The organism is Peribacillus sp. NPDC076916, from assembly GCF_050269675.1.
Classification (GTDB): Bacteria; Bacillota; Bacilli; order Bacillales; family DSM-1321; genus Peribacillus; species Peribacillus aracenensis.
The window spans coordinates 154,341-180,373 of record NZ_JBNNIU010000007.1 but is presented as its reverse complement, the minus strand read 5'-3'; the positions used below and the strand labels follow the sequence as shown (position 1 = coordinate 180,373).

Annotated in this window: 23 protein-coding genes; 21 read left to right on the top strand and 2 right to left on the bottom strand. The window is 40.6% G+C overall.

Features of this window, described 5'->3' with window-relative positions:
* Positions 1–124: 124 nt before the first annotated feature.
* The 18 genes from hepT (at position 125) to ACQKFG_RS19875 (ending at position 19,895) form a co-directional block, all read left to right on the top strand.
* Complete coding sequence (gene hepT, locus ACQKFG_RS19960) at positions 125–529, top strand: type VII toxin-antitoxin system HepT family RNase toxin (RefSeq protein WP_427562095.1); 405 nt, start codon at positions 125–127, stop codon at positions 527–529.
* Positions 530–545: 16 nt separating this feature from the next.
* Entirely contained in the window at positions 546–707 is a 162-nt protein-coding gene (locus tag ACQKFG_RS19955) for a hypothetical protein (protein WP_427562093.1), read from the top strand.
* Positions 708–814: 107 nt separating this feature from the next.
* Entirely contained in the window at positions 815–1,942 is a 1,128-nt protein-coding gene (gene xerS, locus ACQKFG_RS19950) for a tyrosine recombinase XerS (RefSeq protein WP_342615592.1), read from the top strand.
* A 103-nt stretch (positions 1,943–2,045) separates the two neighbouring features.
* Entirely contained in the window at positions 2,046–2,417 is a 372-nt protein-coding gene (locus ACQKFG_RS19945; RefSeq protein ID WP_427562090.1) for an MFS transporter, read from the top strand.
* A 21-nt stretch (positions 2,418–2,438) separates the two neighbouring features.
* Positions 2,439–3,095 (top strand): MFS transporter, encoded by a 657-nt coding sequence (locus ACQKFG_RS19940; protein WP_427562087.1) that lies wholly within the window; start codon positions 2,439–2,441, stop codon positions 3,093–3,095.
* 317 nt (positions 3,096–3,412) lie between these two features.
* Positions 3,413–4,882 carry a helix-turn-helix transcriptional regulator gene (locus ACQKFG_RS19935; protein ID WP_427562084.1) on the top strand — a complete coding sequence of 490 codons (1,470 nt, stop codon included), beginning with the start codon at positions 3,413–3,415 and terminating at the stop codon, positions 4,880–4,882.
* Positions 4,883–5,077: 195 nt separating this feature from the next.
* Positions 5,078–6,754 (top strand): urocanate hydratase, encoded by a 1,677-nt coding sequence (gene hutU / locus ACQKFG_RS19930; RefSeq protein WP_427562081.1) that lies wholly within the window; start codon positions 5,078–5,080, stop codon positions 6,752–6,754.
* On the top strand, positions 6,751–8,049 hold the full coding sequence (gene hutI, locus ACQKFG_RS19925; RefSeq protein ID WP_427562078.1) for an imidazolonepropionase: 1,299 nt from the start codon (positions 6,751–6,753) through the stop codon (positions 8,047–8,049). Before hutU ends, hutI begins: the two co-directional genes overlap by 4 nt.
* Before the next feature lie 424 nt (positions 8,050–8,473).
* Positions 8,474–9,796, top strand: coding sequence for an MFS transporter (locus tag ACQKFG_RS19920; RefSeq protein WP_192204492.1), 1,323 nt, complete (start codon positions 8,474–8,476; stop codon positions 9,794–9,796).
* A gap of 427 nt (positions 9,797–10,223) precedes the next feature.
* On the top strand, positions 10,224–10,376 hold the full coding sequence (locus ACQKFG_RS19915; protein ID WP_192204493.1) for a hypothetical protein: 153 nt from the start codon (positions 10,224–10,226) through the stop codon (positions 10,374–10,376).
* A gap of 310 nt (positions 10,377–10,686) precedes the next feature.
* Positions 10,687–12,072, top strand: a complete 1,386-nt coding sequence (locus tag ACQKFG_RS19910; RefSeq protein ID WP_427562074.1) for an MFS transporter — start codon at positions 10,687–10,689, stop codon at positions 12,070–12,072.
* An 82-nt stretch (positions 12,073–12,154) separates the two neighbouring features.
* A complete protein-coding gene (gene hutH / locus ACQKFG_RS19905; RefSeq protein WP_427562071.1) occupies positions 12,155–13,714 on the top strand; it encodes a histidine ammonia-lyase in 1,560 nt (519 codons plus the stop codon).
* 96 nt (positions 13,715–13,810) lie between these two features.
* A complete protein-coding gene (gene solA, locus ACQKFG_RS19900; protein WP_427562068.1) occupies positions 13,811–14,941 on the top strand; it encodes an N-methyl-L-tryptophan oxidase in 1,131 nt (376 codons plus the stop codon).
* A gap of 300 nt (positions 14,942–15,241) precedes the next feature.
* Positions 15,242–16,000: a 5-oxoprolinase subunit PxpA gene (gene pxpA, locus ACQKFG_RS19895; protein WP_427562065.1), complete on the top strand. Its 759-nt coding sequence runs from the start codon at positions 15,242–15,244 to the stop codon at positions 15,998–16,000.
* A 120-nt stretch (positions 16,001–16,120) separates the two neighbouring features.
* Positions 16,121–17,260 (top strand): NRAMP family divalent metal transporter, encoded by a 1,140-nt coding sequence (locus ACQKFG_RS19890; protein WP_427562105.1) that lies wholly within the window; start codon positions 16,121–16,123, stop codon positions 17,258–17,260.
* Positions 17,261–17,332: 72 nt separating this feature from the next.
* Positions 17,333–18,124, top strand: coding sequence for a putative hydro-lyase (locus ACQKFG_RS19885; protein WP_427562062.1), 792 nt, complete (start codon positions 17,333–17,335; stop codon positions 18,122–18,124).
* A gap of 23 nt (positions 18,125–18,147) precedes the next feature.
* Positions 18,148–18,903, top strand: coding sequence for a 5-oxoprolinase subunit PxpB (gene pxpB, locus ACQKFG_RS19880; protein WP_427562059.1), 756 nt, complete (start codon positions 18,148–18,150; stop codon positions 18,901–18,903).
* Positions 18,900–19,895: a biotin-dependent carboxyltransferase family protein gene (locus tag ACQKFG_RS19875; RefSeq protein ID WP_427562056.1), complete on the top strand. Its 996-nt coding sequence runs from the start codon at positions 18,900–18,902 to the stop codon at positions 19,893–19,895. The genes pxpB and ACQKFG_RS19875 overlap by 4 nt, the downstream gene beginning before the upstream one ends.
* A gap of 301 nt (positions 19,896–20,196) precedes the next feature.
* Here ACQKFG_RS19875 and ACQKFG_RS19870 read toward each other — a convergent pair whose 3' ends face one another.
* On the bottom strand, positions 20,197–20,370 hold the full coding sequence (locus tag ACQKFG_RS19870) for a hypothetical protein (RefSeq protein ID WP_427562053.1): 174 nt from the start codon (positions 20,368–20,370) through the stop codon (positions 20,197–20,199).
* Between the two features lie 351 nt (positions 20,371–20,721).
* On the opposite strand from ACQKFG_RS19870, the gene ACQKFG_RS19865 reads away from it, so the two are divergent.
* Positions 20,722–21,477: an IclR family transcriptional regulator gene (locus ACQKFG_RS19865; RefSeq protein ID WP_192204502.1), complete on the top strand. Its 756-nt coding sequence runs from the start codon at positions 20,722–20,724 to the stop codon at positions 21,475–21,477.
* Positions 21,478–21,699: 222 nt separating this feature from the next.
* Here the strand turns inward: ACQKFG_RS19865 and ACQKFG_RS19860 are convergent, their stop codons facing one another.
* Positions 21,700–22,722: a hypothetical protein gene (locus ACQKFG_RS19860; RefSeq protein ID WP_427562049.1), complete on the bottom strand. Its 1,023-nt coding sequence runs from the start codon at positions 22,720–22,722 to the stop codon at positions 21,700–21,702.
* Between the two features lie 714 nt (positions 22,723–23,436).
* Here ACQKFG_RS19860 and ACQKFG_RS19855 point away from each other — a divergent pair.
* Positions 23,437–24,717, top strand: coding sequence for an MFS transporter (locus ACQKFG_RS19855; RefSeq protein ID WP_427562046.1), 1,281 nt, complete (start codon positions 23,437–23,439; stop codon positions 24,715–24,717).
* 348 nt (positions 24,718–25,065) lie between these two features.
* On the top strand, positions 25,066–25,854 hold the full coding sequence (locus ACQKFG_RS19850; RefSeq protein ID WP_427562043.1) for an SDR family NAD(P)-dependent oxidoreductase: 789 nt from the start codon (positions 25,066–25,068) through the stop codon (positions 25,852–25,854).
* Positions 25,855–26,033 lie beyond the last annotated feature (179 nt).

The following is a 26,033-nucleotide window of genomic DNA, read 5'->3' as shown; positions in this document are numbered from 1 at the left end:
ATTATATATTCAGCGAACGACACTCTTCTTAAAAACCTCCAAATGACTGCACTAAGCATGTACGCTAAATTGAACGAGGAACGCGAAAATATCTTGAAAAAAATAGGAGAAAGTGGGACCATCTATGAAGAATGATGTGATATTGAACAAAATCAGTGTTATAGAACGTTGCATGAACCGGGTTAAGGTTGTTTACGAAAACAATCCAGAAAACCTAAAGGACTATACCAAACAAGACTCCATCATACTCAATATACAAAGGGCCTGCGAAGCGTCAATTAACTTGGCTATGCATATTGTAGCTGAACAGAAATTAGGATTGCCTCAAACCAGCAGAGATGCTTTTGATATGCTTCATGGGGCTTTAATTATTGACAAAAATACGGTCAAACGATTAAAGGCCATGGTGGGTTTCAGAAACATAGCCGTTCATGATTACCAGACGGTTAATCTAGACATTTTGCAGCAAATTGTTACGAACCATCTTGAGGATTTCACTGACTATACAAAACAAATCCTTAAATTTTAATAAAGGGGGTTTTATGATGAATTACAAAATCCGTGTTTATGATCTCCATACAAACAAAGAAATAATCAAGGTAGATAAAATCTTTGAAACGAAGGATGCTGCTGAAGCTGCTATCGAAAATCATAAACTTAAAAATCCAGAAAAATATGAGTATGTAAAAGTTCCTGTTAAAAGTTAATAATTTCACTCCTATCCTTCTGTGCAGGACCTATTACGTTAGTAGTTAGAAACTTGAACATAATATGAATTTTACGCATAAATTAATGTTAAAAAAGGAGTAAAACAATGGCGAATACCAGACAACATCAAGTCCATGAGCAGAAACTGGAACAGCTGGTTAAGTCCATGCCTTTCTATATCGTTGAATATGTTGACAATAAATTGGATACCCGCTCCCCTTCCACCCTCTTGAATTACGTTCTTGATTATAAATTATTTTTGGAGTGGCTGATAGCTGAAGGCATTGCTAAGCAGGAGCATATTAAGGATATCCCCCTGTCAGTTCTGGAAAAGTTGAAGTTGATCGAAGCTCAATCCTTTATCAAATTTTTAGAACGGAGAAACATCCCCATCAATAAGCAGGAAACAAAAAAAGCGGAAAAGGTATCCGTCAATCGGAAAATCTCGGCATTGCGTTCCCTTTTCAAGTATTTAACGACCCAGACGGAAAATGAGGAAGGCGAACCTTACTTCTATCGAAATGTCATGTTGAAAATTGAAGTGAATAAAGTGAAAGAGACTTTGGGGGCGCGTGCTTCCAGAATATCGACGAAGATTTTCCACAATGATGAGGATGCTCGGTTTCTTGAATTCGTGAAGCATGACTATGAAAAGGAGCTACCTGAAAAGTCCAGGAAACTCATTTATTTTAAAAGGGACAAGGAACGTGATTTTGCAATCTTATCCCTCTTCTTAGGAAGCGGTATCCGCGTGAATGAGTTATCCAACTTAAGGCTACGAGACTTGGATTTTGAAGAAAAGCAAATACACGTATTACGTAAAGGTGGAAAAAAAGATGTAGTGGCAGTCTCTCCTCCGTCTATGCAAGACATTAAAGATTACCTAGCAGTGAGAAAAGAACGTTATAGTGGATCAAACGATGATACGGCTTATTTATTCTTGACTAGGATGAATGATGGAGAGACCCCTCTTTCCAACCGTGCCATCGAGGCTTTAGTTAAGAAATACACGAAGGCCTTTAAGTCCAATAAATCGATGTCGCCACACAAACTTAGGCATACCTATGGGACAAACTTGATGGAGCAGTCAGGAGATATTCATTTGCTGATGACTCAACTGGGCCATACGTCGACCACAACGGCTGCCCTCTATACAAACCCTGAGCAGGAGAAGGCTAAAAAAGCTGCGAAACTGCTTGGAGAGAAAAGAACCAATTATCGTGAAAAGGATTAAATGATAAAGGAGAAGTTTATCTGGTCTTCTCCTGTTAACTTCACGAGACGTACTAAACATAGGAGCCTAATGGGTACTTACACAATTATGGATTGCCCGCATAATGATTTCGTGGGGACTCGTGGTAATATTGACAGGTTTTGCGCAAACAACGATGCACTTATATATTCTCCGTTTTTTATTAGGTGTCGCCGAAGCTGGTTTTTTTCCTGGTATAATTTTGTATTTAACTTATTGGTTCAGGGCCCGCGAAAGAGGAAGGGCCACAGCAGTTTTGCTTTTAGCCCTACCGATTGGCGGATTGTTTGGTGCACCTGCATCGACATGGATTCTTGACAATATCTCCTGGTTGGGTATGGCAGGGTGGAGATGGATGTTCATCCTTGAAGGCATTCCGGTCATTATTATTGGAATCATTGTTGTTTTCTATTTAACTAATAGACCGGCCAACGCTAAATGGTTATCTAAGGAATAAAGTGATTGGCTAGAAGGGGAATTGAGTGCGGCAAGAAAAGTTAGCTCGAGTATAAATAAAGTTACTAAGCTTGATATGCTGAAAGATTCGAAAATCTGGAAGTTGGCCCTTTTTTATTTCGCAGGGTACACATCAATCTATGGATTATCATTCTGGATGCCAACCATCATAAAATCTTTATCGGAAAATGCCACAACCAATTTGGAAATTGGATGGTTAGCGATGATTCCATCGTTAGTCGGTATACCTGCCATTATGTTTGTAGGCTGGAATTCAGATCGGACCAATGAACATAAATCACACTTGCTCGTTTGTCCCATGATAGCAGTTGTCGGATTTATCGGGTGCGGTTTTTCAAATAGTGTCTTTATGATGGTGCTTATGTTAACGATTACATCTTTCGGGTTATACGGGTTCAGTGGATGTTTCTTTGCCTATATGACATTTTTCTTCACTGAGTCCACTGTGCCAGTTGGAATAGCCATAGTCAATTCATTTGCGGCCTTAGGTGGTTTTGTAGGACCGATGATTCACGGAACCGTTGCATTTACTCAAGGGATGTTTATTTTATCCGGATTACTTGTGATGGGTGTCATCACCCTATTATCATTAAAATTGACAAGTGCTTCAGATGAAAACATCGTAAAAGAAGTCGAAGTCAATATTAATGAATTTTAACGGTCGTAAATGTATGGAAGATTAAAAGTGACTATAAACGAAACATCATCGGAAATCATAAGGTTTCCATGATGTTTTTTATATTTTCATATAGGAAGTAAGGAAGTACATATAATGGGATGAAAATACTGGTTGAGCATGTCAAAATTCAATCTAAATCGAAGGTTCTGCCCAATAAGGCTTGTTTGTGGTTTTCGGCGGGATTAGAATGGAGATGAGATATAAGTGTTTTCGAAAAGATAGGGGAGTCCTTTTCTTTTCATGTACTGACTTCAATTTATTCATTACAGGAATAACAGCAGAAATGAGGTGATGATGTGGAAATTCATTTGGTGGCGAAAGATGAGATTGAGGCTCAAGGAATTCGTTGGATAGTGGAGTCCCACCTAACGGGAGTTAGACTGATCTTATGGAAAACGATTGAAGAATTTGAAAAGGGCATGCGCAATCAGCAACCGGAATTCGTTATTTTGGATATGGATATTTGGACGGATGAAAGTGAGGCAATGGGTGTTTCGTTAAAGCGGAGGGGAATTCGATGGTTAGGCATTTCCTCTGAGCGAATCTTTCAAACGGCTTATCGAGCCTTACGCTTTCGTGCTGAAGATGTTTTATTCCGTCCTTTTTCTTCGGCGGATTTGGTAAAACATATCCAACAATTGCGTTTTCAATTGAGAAATGGCCCAGGTCTTCTTTCGACAAACACAATGGATGATGGGCATGCTCTGGATATTGGATATCCGGATTTCTTCTTGACAGACCGGGGGCATGAAAGTCAAATAACCATGGTCGCCTTTTTGACACCTGATAACAGGACCCTTCCTTTAGTTTATGATGAACTGCAACGATATTCTTTTACTGGGAAGAATCAAATCTTCGCTTTATCGGATTTTATTTTATGTGTCCAGGAAATAAAGGAAAATGAGGTATATAAGGAAGAGTACCAAGCGTTCCTTGCTCACTGGAAAGAAAGAATGGATGAGCCCCTTGCCATCATAATAAAAGCGGCAACTGCAAATGAGTCTTTAAAAAGGATGTATCAGCAAACACGTGAATTTACGAGACAAATCTTTTTCGATGGATATGATATCATTTTAGCCGAAAGTCAACAGACTTCTCCTCAAGAGATGGACCCATTCCTCACTCCTCTTGAACAAAGACTTTGGATAGAAATGCTCGAAAGGCGGGATGCGAAAGCCATCAGGAACTGGATTGAGCGTGAATTCCTTACTTTTGAACGACCATACCCCGACCCGGAAATCGTTCGTATCCGCCTTACAAGTGTACTCGCCCAGATTCGTAGGCATATGAAATCATACAACTTGCAAAATGCTTCTCTAGAAGCAATATACTATGATGTATTTCAGCAAATTGTACATAAACCTGTCATCCATCAAATAGTAAAAGAGCTGCATGCGTTCACCACCCATATGCTTCTGCAGGATCATGGACAATTACAGGAAGGGGCACGCACACTTAGCGAAAAAGCAAGGGAGCTGATCGAGTCCAACTATTGGGACGCCCAGTGGAATCTAGCGAGTTGTGCAGATACTCTGCGTATCAATAAAAGCACACTCAGCCGTCGTTTTGCGGCAGAATCCGGCGAGTCTTTTCGAAATACTCTGCATCAAGTTCGAATTAGGGAAGCTAAACGTTTATTAAAGGAAACGGATTTATCATTGGAGGAAATCTCACAATTAGCCGGCTATTCACATCAAACTTATTTTAATGCCAAATTCAAACTGCTTGAAGAGTGTACACCATCAGCATATCGGTCTGGATTATAAAAAAGGACGATTCAATAAATGAATCGTCCTTTTTTATTTATTTCATAACAATGTAATTATTGAAATTATTCATAAAAAAATAAAGCTAACTACAAAAACTTAAAATAAATTATAAAATAATCATTAAATTATAATAAATTATTCTGAATTTTCCTTATAGAATGAATATATAACAAAAACAAGGGGGAAATGAAAATGAACACGATTACAAACAAGGTTATCCGGTATACTGGAACAGAATTGCATACTAAAGGATGGCAACAAGAAGCAGTGCTTAGAATGCTCATGAATAATTTGGATCCTGAAGTTGCTGAACGTCCGGAAGATTTGGTGGTATACGGAGGGATTGGGAAAGCAGCTCGTAACTGGGAATGCTTTGATGCAATCGTCAAATCACTAAAAGAGCTTGAAGAAGATGAAACTTTACTTGTCCAATCAGGGAAACCGGTGGCCATTTTTAAAACGCATTCGGATGCACCACGTGTCCTGCTTGCAAATTCAAATATCGTCCCTGCATACGCGAACTGGGAAACATTCCATGAACTTGATAAAAAGGGATTGATGATGTATGGGCAGATGACAGCGGGCAGCTGGATATATATCGGATCTCAAGGGATCGTACAAGGTACATACGAGACCTTTGCCGAGCTTGCAAAACAACATTTCAATAACTCGTTAAAAGGCACCATTACACTAACGGCAGGTTTAGGCGGAATGGGAGGGGCACAGCCGCTGGCAGTTACGATGAACGGTGGTGTCTGTATCGGGATCGATGTAGATGAGACAAGAATTGACAGGAGGATTGAGACTCGTTATACCGACGTGAAAACGGATTCATTGGATGAAGCCATTCGTTTAGCCAATGAAGCTAAACTTGCAGGGAAAGCATTATCGATTGGTTTGATTGGGAATGCTTCAGATATTCTACCGGAAATGATCGCAAGGAACTTCATCCCTGATGTCTTGACGGATCAGACTTCGGCCCATGATCCGCTAAATGGATATACTCCTTCAGGCCTGTCAATGGCGGAAGCGGCAGAGTTACGAAATTCGGACCCAGAAAAGTATATTGAACTCTCTAAAGCTTCAATGGCCAAACATGTAAGAGCGATGCTTGAAATGATGGAAAAAGGAGCCGTGACATTTGATTATGGCAACAATATCCGTCAAGTTGCGAAAGATGAAGGGGTAGAGAATGCTTTTGACTTCCCGGGCTTCGTTCCTGCTTATATCCGTCCACAATTCTGTGAAGGTAAAGGTCCTTTCCGCTGGGTGGCTTTATCTGGGGATCCAGAAGATATTTATAAAACAGACCAAGCCATTTTACGCGAATTCGCTGATAATGAACATTTATGTAACTGGATCAGAATGGCTCAAGAAAAAATTCAGTTCCAAGGTCTGCCTTCCCGCATATGCTGGCTTGGTTATGGGGAGCGCGCCCGTTTTGGTAAAATCCTCAATGATATGGTTGCAAGCGGTGAATTGAAGGCCCCAATCGTGATTGGTCGTGACCATTTGGATTCTGGCTCTGTCGCTTCGCCGAATCGTGAAACGGAAGCCATGAAGGATGGTTCCGATGTAGTGGCTGACTGGCCGATCTTAAATGCAATGGTGAATGCAGTTGGCGGTGCAACCTGGGTTTCCGTACATCATGGCGGCGGCGTAGGAATGGGTTACTCCATGCATGCAGGCGTTGTAATTGTGGCAGATGGCACAAAAGAAGCAGCAGCCAGGATTGAAAGAGTGTTGACAACTGACCCTGGGATGGGTGTAGTGCGTCATGTTGACGCAGGATATGAACTGGCAGAGGAAACAGCCCGTGAAAGAGGTATTAATATCCCGATGCTTGATAAAGGAATTGATAAAAAATGACAAAACCAATTTGGATAAAACATGCCGCTCAACTTGCAACCCTTACCTCTGATAGGAAAGGTCCTCGTTCTAAAGAGGCAATGTCAGAGCTTGGGTTGATTACGGATGGAAGTATATGGATGGAATCTGGTTTGATCCAAGCGATCGGTACGACCAAAGAATTGGAAGAACTCTATGCAGATAGAATGCATGAAGCTGAAGTCTTTGATGCAACTGGCCATTTGGTGACACCTGGGCTAGTTGACCCACATACGCATGTTGTATATGGCGGGAGTCGGGAACGTGAATTTGAAATGCGTCTTGAAGGCGCAACATATATGGACATTATGAACGCAGGTGGGGGCATTCATGCCACCACCCGCATGACAAGGGAAGCAAGTGAAGAAGAATTGATGGAGCAAACCATGCGCCGACTTGATTCGTTTCTCGCTCATGGCGTGACTACAGTAGAAGGTAAAAGCGGTTACGGAATGAATTTGGAAACCGAATTGAAGCAGTTGCGGGTGATGAAGAAGTTACAGGAAGAGCATCCGATCGATCTAGTTCCTACTTTTATGGGAGCCCATGCGGTTCCAAAGGATTATAAAGGCCGTGAGGATGAATTTGTCGATCATCTGATTAATGATATGCTTCCAATCGTCTCTGAAGAAAAGCTTGCTGAATTCAATGATGTTTTTTGTGAAAAGGGGGTTTTTACCCCTGAGCAATCAGAGCGGATTTTAAATGCGGGGAAAAAGTACGGCTTGATCCCTAAAATTCATGCTGATGAAATTGAGCCATACGGTGGAGCTGAATTAGCTGCGAAGATAGGAGCCATTTCAGCTGAGCATTTGTTAAAAGCTTCCGATGAGGGGATTACTGCTATGGCGAAGTCAGGCACCATTGCCTGCTTGCTTCCAGCCACCGCCTTGTATTTACGAGAAGAAGCGGCCCCTGGAAGACGAATGGTTGATGAAGGTGTGGCTGTAGCCATTTCGACAGATTGCAATCCCGGATCTTCACCGACGACATCCATGCCGCTTGTCATGAATCTGGCATGCATTTCGATGCGGCTTACCCCTGCAGAAGCTCTGACGGCGGCGACATACAATGCTGCTTGTGCAATCAACAGGGAAGAAAGGGTCGGTTCCCTCGAAGTCGGAAAACAAGCGGATGTCGTTTTATGGAATGTTGAAAACTATCAGGAGCTGCAATATTTATTTGGGGTCAATCACGTTAAATCTGTATGGAAAAATGGTGTGCAAGTAGTGAATGATAAAGTGAAGACTGATTCCAAAAGCCTGACTGGTCTATAAAATTCACTAAAAGAAGAGAGGCTATACCCATCGACCCTTCATTAGGTTGACCGGATCTCTCATGAAACGCCCATTAAATGAACTTCTATGTATCAGGAGCCTCTTTACATCCGCTGGAATTTTGGCGGATGTAAAAAGGCTTTGATACGTACAATATGATCTAACAGTATTCCGAGTTGCCAAAGCAAGAGATGTATCTGATATTTCAGTTGCACTGGTATACATGCTTCTATCCATGGTGGAATGCCCGCTGATGGTTTTTTAATAGTTTACTAGAATTAAGCCAGTATTCGATTGTCATCATGGCTGTAATTTATTACAGGCTGCATAATGCAAACTAGATTTAGGGTCTTAAGATTACTGTTTTTTATGTTTAAAATCAGTCAGTATTGCTGCTCTCTAACAAACATCTAGGAGTGATTACATGTTGAGAAATAACTATCGTTATTTTATCATTTTTATGATTATTGTTATTACAATCATAAATTATATTGATAGAGGTGCACTTTCATATGCCCAAGCTGAAATAATCAAGGAGTTCAATTTAGATCCAGTAAGTTGGGGAGCAATCCTGGGGTATTTTGGATATGGATATATATTCGGTGCACTATTTGGTGGTGCTTTAGCAGATAAGAAAGGTCCTAAATTCATGTGGATCATTGCCGGAACTACATGGTCTTTTTTTGAAATTGGGACAATATTCGCAGGTCACATAGGTGCAGCATTATTTGGAGGCTCTGCCTTGGCAGGATTTGCGGTGTTTCGTGTTTTATTTGGTTTAGCTGAAGGACCTACATTATCAACGATGAACCGAACGATGGCAAACTGGGTATCTCCTAAAGAAAAAGGGTTTGCTGTAGCTCTTGGATTAGTGGGGACACCAATTGGAGCATTGATTACTGCACCCATCGTAGTAGGTCTTCTAACATTCACTAACTGGAAAGTAACTTTTGTTATTCTCGGTATATTAGGTTTTATTTGGGTAGCAATTTGGAACAAAGTATTTACAAACTTACCTGAAGATCATCCAAGAGTCTCGAAAACCGAACTAGAAGAAATTCGAAGAGCAGATATTTTAATAAAAGGTGAGACGAAATTAGACGAACAAATAAATGTACCATGGTACCACTTTTTTAAAAACCCTACCTTAGTATTTAATGCAATTGGATATTTTGCCTTTTTATATGTAAATATTCTATTACTTACATGGACCCCCAAATATCTGCAAGATGAATTTAATTATTCACTTTCTTCTCTTTCATATATTGGTATGATTCCCTGGGTAGGAGCTATTATCACTGGATTATTAGGTGGTAAAATCTCGGATATATTACGAAGGAAAACAGGGAATTTACGTATTGCAAGATCTTGGTTTACAGTAGTCTCCTTATTTTGTACAGCTGTATGTTTTATGTTGATTCCGACTGTCGAGAGTGCGGCGGCCGTACTTGCTTTAATGTGTATAGGAAATGCCTTTAATTATTTGCCTAATTCCATTTATTGGATCGTGGTTCTGGATACAGAACCGAATAAAGCTGGAACATTTGGCGGGGTAACTCATTTCATTGCGAATCTGGCTACCATAATTGCCCCTACCTTGACTGGAAGTCTTGTCGCCATATATGGATATAATGCCATGTTTATTGCAGCATCAATAGCCGTCACGATTGGCATGTTAGCCATGGTATTCGTGAAGCCTGGCAAAAAAGGCAATTCATCGGAAACCACCACTAATATGGTTAGCTAAGATAAGGCAAATGGATGTACATTGATTACGGATTATGCTTTTCACTTTCAGAAGAAGTTTACAAGAGGAGCCTCCGATGATCTAGTTCCTGCTTTTAAGAGAGCCCGTGCGGTTCCAAAGGATAATAAAGGCCTTGAGCATGAATTTGTCGAGTAAAAACTCTCTTTAACGCCATTTGTGAAGAGTGATTACTAAAGCCTGAATGGCCTTTAAGAATCATTTAATAAAATAAGGTCTTGAACTTCCATTTCAGCAGATGAACTGGGCTTTTAGAAGTATTTATCCACATGTAATGGTGTTGAATAGTAGGATGGTGATTTATCATCCTACCCATTGGCAGCGTTCAATGCTTTACTGCTTTACAGTGAAATTAAATGAAAGTGTTTCAGGAAATCGGGAAATTAATCTTCCATGTGGAGGGAATTTTATGTGGGTAATTACTATCCATTCGAAAAATGGCATAAAAATGTTTGAATTTACCACAGAAAAGGAAGCTAGGGAAAAATTTGAGATAATTGAAGGCTGTAAAATCCTTAGTGAAGTCATTTATTTCAATGATAAACAATTGATCCAATCCTAAAACTATATTTTCAAAATGAAATAGTAATTAAAAGGTATAATGGGTTGATATAAATCATAAAAAGATTACTATTTCATAATATTCTTTGGTGAATTTTAGTACGAGTCTTAACCATAAAATGAAAACTACCTGTAAGTGCTAGATGTTTAACAAACATGGAGGTGTACATTCCATGTTTGAAGGTCAGAAAATCTCATTATTTAGTGTGAACTGAAATCCAGTCATTTCATTTCAGGTTCAATACCGGAGTATTGCAGTAAAATTTTTTTTGATCCACAAATCTGATAAATCAAAAAATGGAGGGGATTCTTTGAACGAACAAAAATACACTATAGACGATGCCCCATTTAAAAAGTTTCATTTTCGAATTGCTGGACTTACCTTTGGATCAAGCTTCTGTGATGGCTATTCCCTAGGGATTATCGCGATGGCCCTGACAGTATTCGGGCCTCAAATGAATATGAATGCGATGTGGACAGGGCTGATCGGCAGTTCTGCTTTAATCGGTCTGTTTGCTGGATCTTTAATACTTGGAAGACTTTCCGATCGTGTAGGCAGACAGAAAATCTTTCTCGTAAACTTTTTACTTATTACGGTAGCTACCATTTTACAATTTTTTGTCAGCAGTCCAGAAGAGCTGTTAATTTTACGGTTGCTAATCGGTTTTGGACTTGGAGGAGATTACGCTGTCGGTACAACTTTACTCGCCGAGTTTTCACCAAAAAAGTACCGCTCCTCGCTCCTCGCGTCCATAAACGTAGTATGGACGATTGGATATGTAGCATCGAACTTTGTTGGTCATTACCTGGGACAGGGTGGTTCAGACTCATGGCGTTGGATGCTTGTCAGCGCTGCCATTCCAGCTGTTGTGGTTTTAATCTTAAGAATAGGAACGCCTGAATCACCAAGATGGCTTGTCAGCATGGGGCGTGTCGAAGAAGCTCGCCAAATTGTAAAAAAACACCTTGGACCGAACGTTGAAATGGGAGAAATGACGACTGGCACTGAAAACCAAAAGACTTTAGGATTTCGTGGACTTTTCAGTAAAAAGCTTCGTAAGCGGATGGCTTTTGGTGGAATATTCAAATTAACTCTTGTTATTCCGTATTTTGCCATTTACACTTTCCTGCCGTCCATACTAAGTACAATGGGTTTTGAACAAAACTTTTTTGCCGATACGATGCTGAATTTATTCTTGCTTGTTGGGGCAATTGTTGGTCTTTGGTTGCTTGCAAAATTTTCTCGTAGAGGATTCACCATCGGGGCATTTACAATCCTTACAGTTTCATTGTTTTCACTCAGCTTCTTACACAATAGTTCTCAATTCTTAATGCTGATAGCCTTTTTGATCTTTACTTTTTTCATGTCAGCAGCATCGAACCTTACACTAGTATACCCAGCAGAGCTTTTTCCAACTGAGATTCGTGGATCGGGAATAGGCATGGTTACGGCAATTAGTCGAATTGGTTCTGCGATTGGAACATTCCTGCTGCCTGTTTCTTTAAGTTCATTTGGATTAGGTGCCTCAATGGCAGGAATGGCAGCCATTCTGCTGGTCGGCTTGATCGTATCGATCGCTTGGGCGCCTGAGACAAAATCGCTTTCACTTAATGATGCCAGTAATCCTTTACTTGAAGCGGGGCACCCTCCGATGGAAACAGATATTCCCTTTACTAAAAAAGAAAAAATAACATAAGATTAATTTTCAAGCAAATAAATGAGAAGGACCAAAACTTTTTCTCCTTCTTGATGAGTCATATGAGAGGAGATGTGTAAGGATGACAACTACTAATTGTTCACATCCTATGGATATTAAAGAGGTGGCACTAGGGGATGGTGCGATTTCGATCAAAGAGGTAATTGCGGTTGCAAGATATGGTGCAAAAGTTACTTTCACTGAGTCATATTGTGAAAGAGTAAATAAATCACGAAGCTTAATAGAAAAGTTTTTAGATGATAATAGAATGATTTACGGTGTAACGACTGGTTTTGGCAGTAATATGACAGAAGTGATTTCCCCACAGGACGCAGAAACCCTTCAACGTAATATTGTTCGTTCACATGCTGTTTCAGTAGGGGATACTCTTGAAAAAGAAGTCGTAAGAGCCATTCAATTGATGATCCTTGTGAATTTAGGCCAGGGCTATTCAGGAGTCCGTTTACAAGTTTTAAATCTGATCGCTTCACTGTTGAATCACGATATACTTCCCTATGTTCCAGGTGAGGGGTCTGTGGGGTATCTGTCTCCTGAAGCACACATGTCTTTATTGGTGATCGGGGAGGGGCGGGCGTGGTACAATGATGAGCTTCTCCCGGGAAAGGATGCGTTAGCGCAAGCTGGATTGAAGCCAGTTACGCTTGGGTGTAAAGAAGGACTGGCTCTTATAAGCGGAACTCCTTCCGTCACTGCGATGGCCGTTCTGGCTTTATACAATAGCATGCAAGCAGCGAAAACCGCGGACATTACGGGAGCTATGTCCTTAGAAGTGCTAAAAGGTACAATAAAAGCATTTGATCCCCGTCCCCATACATTGAAAAAACATGAGGAACAGGCAATGACAGCCAGAAATGTAACAAGGATTCTTGAAGGCAGCCAAATCATTGAAAGATACCAGGATCATAGATTACAAGATGCACTAAGCTTACGTTGCATCCCACAAGTCCATGGAGCGATAAAAAGAGTATTGAAAGACGCAGCTGTTTCGATTGAGAATGAAATGAATTCCGTAAGTGACAATCCTCTGATTTTTCCGGAAGAGGAAGATGGAATTGCACTAATGGCTGGAAATTTTGATGGTTCATTTGTTGGGATATACGCGGATGCGATTTCCATAGCGCTAGCAAACTTAGCAAAAATAACAGAACGCAGAATAGATCGGCTTGTAAACCATCACCTTAGTGAATTACCTAATTTCTTAGTGGTTAATCCAGGATTGAATAGTGGCTACATGATTCCACAATATACAGCTGCTGGGCTACTGAATGAAATCAGGGTGTTATCGCATCCAGCCACTATCGATAATATCCCTACATGCGCAAATCAAGAAGACGTGATAAGTTTTGCTTATTTCGCTTCGAAGAAAGCCTATCGGATTTCGAAGAAACTTGAATATATTTTAGCCATTGAACTGATGACGGCAACGCAAGCAATGGATTTTCATCTGCCATTGAAACCGTCACCGGTCACGGAGGGGGTATATCATTTAGTTCGGAGCGAAGTCCCGATGGTTGAAGAAGACCGCTTTTTCCATCCTGACATTGAAGCGGTTTATCGGCAAATTCATGAAGGAGAAATAGTGAAGCTCGTTGAAATGAAAATCGGGGAAATAGAGTTCTAAAAAACCATGTGGAAGCTGTTTTACTTTATTTTATAAGGTAAAGTGGCTTCCTTTTTTAAAAAAGAAGGTTCATATTTAAAAGAGGAGGGATGCAAGATGCACTATGATGTAATTGTAATTGGAGCTGGATCTATGGGAATGTCTTCAGGATATTACCTTTCAAAAAAAGGACAAAAAGTATTATTATTGGATTCCTTTGCTCCTCCTCATAATAAGGGCAGCCATAACGGGGAAACAAGAATTATTAGACATGCTTATGGTGAAGGAAGGGAGTATGTATCGTTGGCACTTAAAGCCCAAAAGCTATGGGGTGAATTGGAAAGAAATTCGGGGGAACAATTATTTCTTCCAACGGGGGTCCTGAATGCTGGAAGCGAAAATTCCACTTTCATTAAACAAGTGAAAGCTGGGGCAATGGAATATGGTTTACCTATGGAATTCTTGGATTCACATGAAATTCATGATAGATGGCCTGGTATAACACTGCCAGAAGATTACATTGGTTGCTATGAATCGACTTCTGGCGTGTTGAAAAGTGAAGAGTGCATAAGTGCCTATCAACAACTTGCGAAATCTAATGGTGCCGACATCATTGTAAACAGTGAAGTAAGGAAGATAGTTGTGCATGGTGATGGGGTCACGGTTAAAACGGATGAACAGACATTCCACTCAGGATCTTTAGTGGTTGCAGTTGGGGCATGGGCGCCGAAAATACTGGCGATGTTAAATTTAGACCTGCCGCTAGAACCCATTAGAAAAACATTTGCTTGGTTTCATGCAAATGAAAAATTATATAATCATAATGATTTTCCGGCTTTTTCTTTTGATACTTCAATTGGTACATACTATGGCTTTCCTAGTATAAATGGTTCTGGATTGAAGATAGGGAGACATGATGGAGGAAACCGTATAAATCCTGATGGCTGTATTGAAGGGTTTGGTGAATTGGATGATGATGAGGGTGATTTGGTGAATTTTTTAAGGAAATATATGCCTGCTGATCAAAAAATGAAATTTGGGAAAACTTGCATCTACACCATGACCCCTGATGAGCATTTTATAGTGGATAAACATCCTTATTATCCACACATTGCTATAGCAGCAGGGTTCTCTGGACACGGTTTTAAATTCAGCAGTGTCATGGGTGAAATTTTGAGTGACTTGATTATCTCCGGTACTAGCAAGGAAGATATTTCATTGTTTTCTATTAATCGATTCAATAATTGAATGTCATAATATGCTTCACACCTTAATGCTCTAATCATCGCCGTTGCTTTGTTCCAAAGGAAACAACGGCTTTTTTTATTGCTTAATATTTATGAAGAGCTCTTCTTGTATCCAACTTTAATGTTAGGTTATCTAACAAAGTATTGTCGAAATAATTAGAATATGATAGGATAAGAATATTCCGAAATGCGAAACTCAAATTCCGAATTTCGGAACTTATAGTATTGAGTGAATGAAAGAGTACCTACATATTCATATGGATTATTTACTGAAATTTTCGTTAATAAAGGAGAAGGTCGTATGAACACGGTTGATTTGAATTGTGATTTAGGAGAAAGTTTTGGCGCTTACCGTATTGGTAATGATCAAGAGATTTTGGATTATGTAACATCTGTCAATGTAGCTTGTGGATTCCACGCTGGTGATCCGACCGTCATGAGAAAAACGGTTCAGCTTGCTTTAGGGAAAAATGTCAAAATCGGAGCCCACCCAGGTTTACAGGATTTAATAGGATTTGGAAGGCGCAATATGAATATTTCACCACAGGAAGCTTATGATATTGTCGTCTATCAAATTGGTGCATTAAATGGCTTTCTGCAATCCGAAGGCGGAAATATGCAGCATGTGAAACCGCATGGGGCTTTGTACAATATGGCCGCAAAGAATAAAGAGTTATCCATGGCCATTGCCGAAGCGGTATATAAAGTGAATCCCGAGCTTATCTTATTTGGTTTGTCAGGCAGTGAATTAATACGTGCCGGACAGGCTATCGGATTGCAAACCGGGAGTGAAGTATTTGCCGATCGTACCTACCAACATGATGGTTCATTGACTTCTCGATTGGAAAAGGACGCATTGATCGAAAACGATGATGATGCCATTGCGCAAGTCATTCGCATGGTGAAGGAGGGAAAGGTTCTGTCTCAACAAGGATCGGATGTGGCTTTAAAAGCAGATACCATTTGTATTCATGGGGACGGGGCACATGCTTTATCCTTTGCTCGGCATATTAAAGAATCTTTACAATTATCTGAAATAACAGTCAAGTCCTTTTCTTGAAAATTCAAAACCATCAGGAGGTAGTTTCCATTGGAGCCAATTAAAAATACAACAGCACAGGAAAAGAATCCAAATAAGCCAAAAACAAACCGCACTTTATTGTTAGGTGCAGCATTCCTAATGGCAACGTCGGCAATAGGACCCGGTTTTTTAATGCAAACAACCGTTTATACCCAAAGTCTTGCGGCAAGTTTCGGATTCGTCATTCTTATTTCGGTCATTCTTGATATATTTGCCCAAACAAATGTATGGCGCATTATTGCTGTATCCGAAAAAAGGGGGCAAGAAATTGCAAACATGGTCCTACCAGGGTTGGGCTATGTACTGGCAGCCCTGATCGTTTTGGGCGGGCTGGCATTTAATATTGGAAATATCGCAGGAGCTGGATTAGGTCTGAATGCGATGACGGGAATATCCCCCACGACCGGGGCGGCAATAAGTGCAGTCATCGCCGTACTGATTTTTGTGGTGAAAGAAGCAGGAAAAGCGATGGACCGTTTTACGCAAATTGCCGGATTTTTCATGATTTGTTTGATGGTTTACGTTGCTTGGACAACCTCTCCTCCAGTCGGGGAAGCGGTAGTGAGGACTTTTGCACCTGATAAAATCGATATTATAGCAATTGTAACGTTAGTAGGTGGTTCTGTAGGTGGCTATATTACCTTTGCAGGGGGACACCGTCTCTTGGATGCAGGGGTGAAGGGCGTTGACTCATTACCACAGGTCACGAAGAGCTCGGTAATGGGGATACTCATAACGACGGTCATGCGTGTTGCCTTATTTCTAGCCGTATTGGGCGTTGTATCGAAAGGTTTACAAATTAATCCCGATAACCCTGCAGCATCCGTTTTTCAACTCGCAGCTGGTAATGTAGGATATAAAATCTTCGGTATCGTCATGTGGGCTGCCGCAATAACATCAGTAGTCGGAGCGGCATATACTTCCGTTTCATTTATCAGAACTTTCAGCGAAAAGATAAATAAGAAGGCGAACTGGATAATCATTGGTTTTATTGTCGTTTCGACCATTTGCTTTCTATTCATTGGTCAACCGGTTAAAGTACTGCTAGTAGTCGGGGCCATCAATGGACTCATTTTACCAATTGCTCTTGGAACATTGCTAATTGCTGCATATAAGAAAAAGATCGTGGGTGATTATAAGCATCCTTTATGGCTAACGATTTCCGGTGTGTTCGTGGTAGTCATCATGGCGTTAATGGGCGTATATACATTAATGAAACAACTGCCCGCACTTTTTTAACGATTAATGAACGAATATCCATTAAATATAGGTTGAAGTGGTTTGCCAGTTCAAAATAGGAGATGAATACTAATGATCGATCTTTCCCAAGCTACCCCGGCTGAGTTGCGTTCCATGATTCGAAACAATGAATTGATTAAACCGACTGCCGGCATGGCAAACGGTTATGCACAAGCGAACTTAGCCATCTTAAAAAAAGAGCATGCTTTTGATTTTTTATTATTCTGTCAGCGCAACCCTAAATCCTGTCCATTGCTGGACGTTACGGAAATTGGTTCACCCATTCCCGCATTTGCAGCAAAGTCTGGGGATATACGCACCGATATACCTAAATATAGGGTATATAAATATGGAGAATTAGTGGAAGAAGTAACGGATATCTCAAACTACTGGGAAGACGATATGGTTGGATTTTTGATCGGGTGCAGCTTTACATTCGAACACGCCCTTTTGAATAATGATATATCGATACGCCATATTGAAGAGGGATGCAATGTACCTATGTATAAAACCAATATTCCATGCATTGAAGCAGGGATCTTTCATGGGAAAATGGTAGCTAGCATGAGGCCGATTCCACAAAAGGATGTGGTGAGGGCAACTCAAGTGACATCGCGGTTTCCAGCAGTTCATGGGGCTCCAATCCATATTGGTGACCCTGAAGCGATCGGTGTTTCCAGCATTCAGCATCCCGATTTTGGAGATCCGGTCACGATTCGTGATGGGGAAGTCCCGGTTTTTTGGGCATGTGGTGTAACGCCGCAATCCATTGCTATGGAGACCAAACCGGAGATCATGATCACGCATGCACCTGGACATATGTTCATAACGGACATTCGTGATGAAAAATTAGGAGTTTTATAACTGACAGAAAGAGATGAGTCCCTATGCCGGAAAAGCTATTGAATATAACTGCATGTACACTTTCTCCATTGGGCGATTCCGCAATCGTGATTACATTCGGGATTGGAATGGAATACAGCATACACAAAAAAATAAAATTGTTAATGGATTTACTTGAAGAGGAACCTTTTGCAGGATTTATAGAATGTGTACCGGCTTTTACTAATTTGACGGTGTTTTATGACCCACTTGTTGTTTATAAGGATCAAAAACAAAGCAAGAATACGGAAATATCTCCTTATGAAGTGGTCCGTTCCATCCTGGAAAGGAAATTAAAGTGTTTAAAAGAAACTAAGAAACTCTCACATCGAACAGTTTCCATTCCCGTGTGTTATGGGAAGGAATATGGACCGGATTTGGAATATGTTGCCCGTTATAATGATTTGACTACTGATGAAGTCATTCACATTCATTCAACCGGGGAGTATTTGGCCTATATGATCGGGTTCGCACCTGGTTTCCCGTTTCTTGGCGGAATGTCGGAAGAAATCGCGACACCTAGGCGTTCCTCTCCCCGAATGACCATTCCGGCAGGGGCAGTAGGAATCGCCGGTATGCAAACGGGTGTATATCCTATATCAACACCTGGTGGATGGCAATTGATCGGACAGACGCCATCCAAACTATTTTTACCAAATGTAAATCCTCCAAGTCTATTACGAGCAGGAGACATTGTGAAGTTCCATCCGATTTCGGATCAAGAATTTAAAGAAATGATCCTTAAGGAGGGATTACAGTGAGCCTGCGTATAATCAAACCGGGATTATTGACTAGTATACAGGATCTTGGAAGAAAAGGATTTCAGCAACATGGGGTGATTGTAAGCGGGGCAATGGATGGACATTCTTTACGAATTGCCAATATGTTGGTTGGAAATGAAGAAGGAGAAGCGGCATTGGAAATTACTTTAATGGGTCCGACCATTAAAATCGAGAAGAATTGCCTGATTTCGATAACGGGTGGAAATTTATCACCTACAATCGATAATCACTCTGTACCGATGTGGAAGCCTATTCTAGTGAAAAAAGGATCGATTCTTCGCTTTGAAGGGTGTAAATCAGGTTGCAGGGCGCACTTATCAGTGTCGGGTGGCTTCGCCATTCCTGAAGTTATGGAGAGTAAAAGCACCTATCTAAGGGCTGGGATTGGCGGCTATATGGGGAGGGCATTAAAGGCTGACGATGTCTTGGAGTTTAATGAACCTTCGAAAATTATTGGTGATCGGGCGTTCAAAGGTTCATTTTCCTTCCCAATGTGGTTTGTCAATGAGAAGGAGTTCATGCCAAGAGGAAAACCTCTCATCCGTTTCATCGATGGAAGCCAATATGAAAGCTTCACAGATTCAAGTAAAGATAGTTTTGTTGCGGGGGCATTTAAAGTTTCCAATCAATCCGACCGCATGGGATATAGATTATCAGGACCGACACTGGAATTAAAGGATAATGGGGAATTATTATCTGAAGCGGTCACAAATGGGTCCGTTCAGGTTCCTCCTGATGGAAACCCGATCATTCTCCTTGCGGATAGCCAAACAACGGGTGGATATCCTAAGATAGCACAGGTGATCACGGCAGATTTACCAATTATCGCGCAGGTCAAACCAGGTGAATCCATTCAGTTCTCACGGGTGAACTTAAAGGAGGCTGAAAAGCTTTTGCTGCAAAAAGAACGGCAATTGAAGGAATTGCAAGTTTCGATTTCCTTAGCCCTGAACAAGTGGCTGGATATATAATTCCGGTCGCAAACGATGAGAAAGTACTTTTTAAGAGGCTTTCTTTTTTGTTTCATTATACAAGGTAAACGATAAGAGGTTTCCTTTCTTTCCCCTTTACCTATGATACTTTTGAATTTGGCTTTTTTTCGGAAGAGGGGAGAAGCTGAAATACATTTTTTACCCAAAAAATCTTGAACCTAACATCCCCATGCCAACTTATCTCTATTATTACCTAACTTCCAATTAGGAATTTTCAAAAGGGTAATAATGGAATTTAGGAGTAAGGAAGTTCCCCGATATAGAACAATCGGGGAAGACCTTACAATAAGGCTAAGGAATTACCATTTACTGTATTATTCAATCCGCCGGAAGCTCTGGCTCTCTCCTCCATACTGAATAAGCCGACTCCGCGGGTAACTTTTTCTATATCAAAGCCCTTTCCTTTATCTTCTATTTCCACACGAACTTCTTCTTCTATTTCCCGGATTGTCACTGTAGCATCTTCGGTTTGGGCATATTTCCAACCTTATTCTTCATTCTGGTAAAGGAAAAGGGACAAAAGTAATATTGAAAATGCCTTTATAGTGAATGGGTTTTCGTAATGATGAAGAAACTTATTCCTCTTGCTTAAGCATTTCCCATTAACGCTCTTAATATGGAAACTTGCAGGATGTTAAAATTTATTCGATTACGATTAAAATAAAGAAGGAAAATCAAATGAGAATACAGTCAGAGCATTTACGAAAAAACAATGAATACGGTTATATCGCATTACATCCTTTCTTCCATGTTTTATAATAGAATGATAGTTAAGGAAAACATGTATCATGAAAGGAGAAAATGTATGCAGGCACATAACAAGACTGTCGTGAAATCCATGCAAATCCTAACCCTTTTCATAAATCATCCGAAACTGACTTTTAATGAAATGATGGAACTTTCCAATTTGCCGAAAACGTCGTTACATCGTATGGTGGGATCATTAGAGGAAATGGGGTTTTTAACAAAGGACGATGATGGCCATTATTCACTTGGACTGATATTCCTGCAGTTTGGCCAACTGGTAGGAGAACGTTTGGATATCAGGTCTATCGCCTATCCCATCATGAAAGACCTTCGGGACGATGTTGAAGAAGCAGTGAATTTAATTGTGAGGGATAAGGATGAAGCGATGTATATTGAAAAGGTGGACACCCTGCATCCTGTTCGCCTTTATACCTCCATTGGTAGACGTTCGCCATTGTACGCTGGCGATTCTCGAATCATCCTAGCGTATTTGCCGGAAGAAGAGCGGGACAATTATTTGGGAAGCGTTCAATTAAAACCAATCGCCATTGGAACGATAACGGATAAAACTAAACTCCGTCATGCTTTGGATGAAGCGAGAGTGGATGGTTACACGATAACTTCATCAGAACTTGAGGATTATACAAAAGCGGTGAGTGCACCGATACTCAATGGTAAAGGTCAAATAGTAGCCGGTATTAGTGTGGCTGGGATTGAAGCAAGATTTCAGGAAGATCGCTTGCCTGAATTGATTGATAAAGTAACGAAAGCCGCCAAGGCCATTTCCGTGAAACTGGGTTCTCAAACACATTAATGAAAATGGAAAAATCATGTCATTTTCGGAACATATTTTCCTGAAATAAGATAATGTACATAAGATAGTGGATTCTATATGCAGGAAGCAGAGCCACCGCATATGGTGGTTTTTTGGCATGTTGGTATGCAATACTATCTGAGCCAGGACGAAAAGGTGAACCATTCGCGGTTCACCTTTTTTAATATAGTAAGACTTATACGAAAGAGTGATGGTTAGCCATTAAATATGCACAAAGTCAGATTGATTTATATTTCTCGGCACCCCGATGTCAGCCATTGTAAGTAAACCAGGTTTACGGAGGGCATCCATTTGTTTAGCGGTATTGATAATCATCGCAGCAGTTGCGGTATCTCCAAAAATTCCATTGGGAACAATCAGCCTTTGGGATTCGTTCCCATCAATAACGATCTCATCTTCTTGTTTAATACCTGCAGACATCGTTAAATCCAAGAAAATTTCCTTTCCGTCCAGGGTCTTGCCCGTGGAGATTTGATGAAGCCCATTAACATCCCCAGGTTTTATAGTAGTTAGCGGAACGGTCATATTTTCGCTTGCAATCGTTGGTTCAATGGTATTGACAACACTTGAAAGTTCCCAATTCAGCCCATAAGCGATTAACCTAACAGACTCCTCAAGACCTACATGCCCAATTTTATCCCGTTCAGCTAAAAATTCAAACTCTTCTCTGGTCATCCCGATTCCGACCTTTTTTTGTAAGGGGAGGCGCCTTTTCGAAACATCAACTTTACGATTGACCTTGATTTGGTTAACCGTGGTCAATACTGTTGTAAAAGAAATGGCCATAGTATCCATGATGTAACCTGGATTGATTCCGGTCCCAATGACACTAAGCCCTTTTGCTTTAGCATAATCATCAATTTCCTTTGAAAGTTGAGGGTAGCGATGCCAAGGGAAAGAAAGCTGTTCACAGGTGGAAACCACTGAAAAGCCGTGATCTAGAAGCTCTTTGATCTGGGGCCAAACATGTTGTGCATTTGAACCGGTTGCATGTAATGCGATAGGGTGGTCAGCTTCCGTATTTACTTCTCGTATATGGGAAACTACAAACTTGTTCGTTTCCTTTTCATTGATTAGTAAGCCAATATCCTTTCCTGCCTTTTCGGGGTCAATATCGACAACACCGATAATCGATTGAGGATTCGTTTGATAAGCACTGCGTAGAATTTCAATACCGATGGGACCCAGCCCGAATACTGCGAATTCAGAAAATTGCATTGTCATTCATCTCTCATCCTTTCAAATAACTTATAACAAAATGCTAACATTGAGTGATAAATAATAAAAATAGTTAATTTTTATATATTTATAAAGAATCGTTATAAAAGGAAATACGACAATGAACGGAAGGATATAGTGGGAGAATCATAATTCAACGGTGTTACCCATCGAAGGGGTTGTGGAATTGCGGTTGACGAATCATATGCTTTATCACCTCAAGCGGCAGCATATATAGGGGTGTTGGACAGGAATCCAAGGTTATCTGCTTGGAGAAACCGCCATACTTTTCACGTTTAAAACCTTTTACTTGAATGGACCTAGACTAAGTAGGTCTTCAGTCCGTAGTATCCCCGGATTTTGGACATGATGGACATTTTCTTGCTTCGGTTAATGAAGTTTCAAAAAAAATTATTGAGGTGCATTACTTAAGGCTCGGTTAAGGTGTTTTTTCGGGTTGTTTTCATCGAAACAACACCATATTTTGTTCTGTATATAAAACTACTTTTTCTGTTGGAAAAATATAAAACTGAATATTATTGACTATTATGAAAATTAAATATAACATTAAATATCGGTAACATTGTTTTTTATATAAAACAATAGTTGCTGCTGTCTTTGGAAAGGGGGAGTTGATGAAGTTTAATAGTTTAATAGACATTTTCTTCATTGAAATCATGAAAGCGCATTCAAAAGAGCCTGTTAAAAGGGGGAAATAACATGTTACAAGGTCAAAAAAGATGGCTGTACATTGCGATTCCTATTTTTTTCTTCTGGTTTTTCGGCCAGATTGATAAAGTAGGTATCTCTGTTATCCAAACAGATCCGGGATTCTTAAGTGATCTTGGTTTAACTGGCCTGGATAAAAATGCGAAAATTGGCTTGATCTCCTTTATATTCATGATTTCATACTCCTGTTCCAACATTTTTTGGGGAGTTATTATCGACAAGTTAGGGGCAAGGAAAACAGCCGTTTTGGGTTTACTGGTATGGACAGCGACAATGGTCATGGGAGGGCTGTCCACTTCATACGAAATGTTTTTGATTAGTAGGGTCATCCTCGGAATTGGGGAAGGTATGATGATCCCGATATCGGGTAAATTCATCTCGAATTGGTTTAATAAACGAGAGCTAGGAAGGGCACAGTCATTCTGGATCACAGGTAACTACCTTGGCCCGGCAGTGGGTACTGTTATGCTCATTCTAATTATTTCAACGTTTCATTGGCAGGCCGCGTTCTTTGCTCTCGCCGCCTTTAACTTGTTTATAAATATTCCCATGTTCCTGTTTTTGACTCGTAATACGCCAGAAGAACATCCACGCATGAGTGAGGAAGAAGTCTCCTATATTCGCCAAAAAGACGAAGCGGATGCTGCTCAGTCGAAGCAATTCTTCGCAAAGGATTATCGTTATTGGATTGTTTGGTTCGGCAATTTGATGTCGTCCTTTCTTTTCTTTGGAATCAGTATTTGGCTGCCTACATATCTTGTTGAGGCCAAAGGCTTTGAAAGGGAAGCAATGACTGGCATTACTTCATTATCGTGGCTTTTCGCGCTCGGATTTGTCCTGGCTGGAGGATTTCTGGCGGACAAAACGAAGCGCCCGAGTTTGCTTGCGACGATTCTGTTCATACTGACAGCTATATTTTTGACGATCGCTGTCATTGCACCAAATCCTATTTTTGCCGGCGTTTCCATGGGGCTCGCAATGGGAACTCAGGGGGGAATGTTCCATCTAACCAATTTCTTCATCATCAAGTTTTCAACGCCTGAAACAGCGGGTCGCGCAGCCGGTTTAATGGGGTTCACAAATATTATGGGTGGATTTTCAAGCTATATTATGGGGTGGAGCCGCGATATGTCCGGAGGTGATTTTGGTCCATCCATTGCTATGCTGATCGTAGCAGCCACTCTAGGGTTTGTGGCGTACTTGTTTATGATTAAACAAGAAGTTGCCGAATATCACCTAAGTAATACGACAGGAAACAAATTAACTTTATAGAGAGCAAAAAGTTAATATAATCCTTTTTTTAGTAGGGTCTCTCAGTAAGAAGAGTGCTGGATTCTTACTGAGAAACCACTATGAAATCTTGAATACTCATTGAAGGGTACATAGGAGTAAGGATAACCACAGATTGATAGAGAACAAGTAACGTTTTTTCCCGAACGATGGCTTCAGTTTTTTTGCAGCTTACATTGACAATAAAGCGATTACATTTTAGAATTGTTTATATGAAGAAACATTGTTTTGAATATAAAACAAACTACACTCGCGTACAAGTCGTATGCTTGAATGGATCTTAGGATAACCGTTCATCACGGTTGAAAGATAGCAGAAGGGGTGGAGACAATGGGCATGGCCTTAAAAGATAAAGTCGTATTGATTACAGGGGGAGCTTCTGGAATAGGGGAAGCTGTCACACGCCGTTTTATACAAGAAGGAGCAAAAGTGAGCATTATCGGCCGCTCTATAGACAAGTTAGCGAAAATGAAAGAAGAATTTGGTGAAAATATCCTTACTTATCAGGGAGATGTAAGCAAATACGAAGACAATGAGCAAGCGGTCCAAGCTACTGTTGAGCAATTCGGAAAGTTAGATGTTTTCGTTGCGAATGCCGGCGTGTTCGATGGATTTGCCAAATTTGCCGATGTGACTCCTGAGGCGCTTTCCGAAGCGTATGATTTCCTTCTAAACATTAACGTAAAAGGCTCTTTTTTCGGGGCTAAAGCCGCTCTTGAAGAACTGAAAAAAACAAATGGCAATATTATTTTTACCGTATCCGGTGCAAGTTTTTATCCAGATGGCGGCGGTGTTTGGTACACAGCGAGCAAACACGCCCAAATTGGATTGATGTGCCAGCTTGCGTTCGAACTATCTCCTTCCATCCGGGTAAATGCGGTAGCCCCAGGGGGGACATTGACAGCACTCACGGTGATTCCACCGCTGCGCCCATTTGTGAAAATCGTCGATAATGATACGAAAGCAAGCAGCATTAAAAAACGGAATATTCTTCAACTTGCACAGATGCCGGAAGATCACGTTGCGGCGTATGTACTGTTAGCTTCTGACGAATCACGCGCAATCACCGGTGAAATCATTTCCAGCGACGGCGGATTGTCAGTGCGAGGACTTGGCTAAGCTGGCACAGTTTTTGAATACTGTTTAAGTTAAGTTGTAAGACGGGAACGAAAGTCAATTTCCCTGCTTATCTTCAAGAAAAAGGAAGCAATTTCTTAATCAAATCAAAACGAAAGCTTTTTCCAGGCGAAATATTAATTTAGTAAATCATTTTCTAGTTTAAGTATATATTTCAAGTT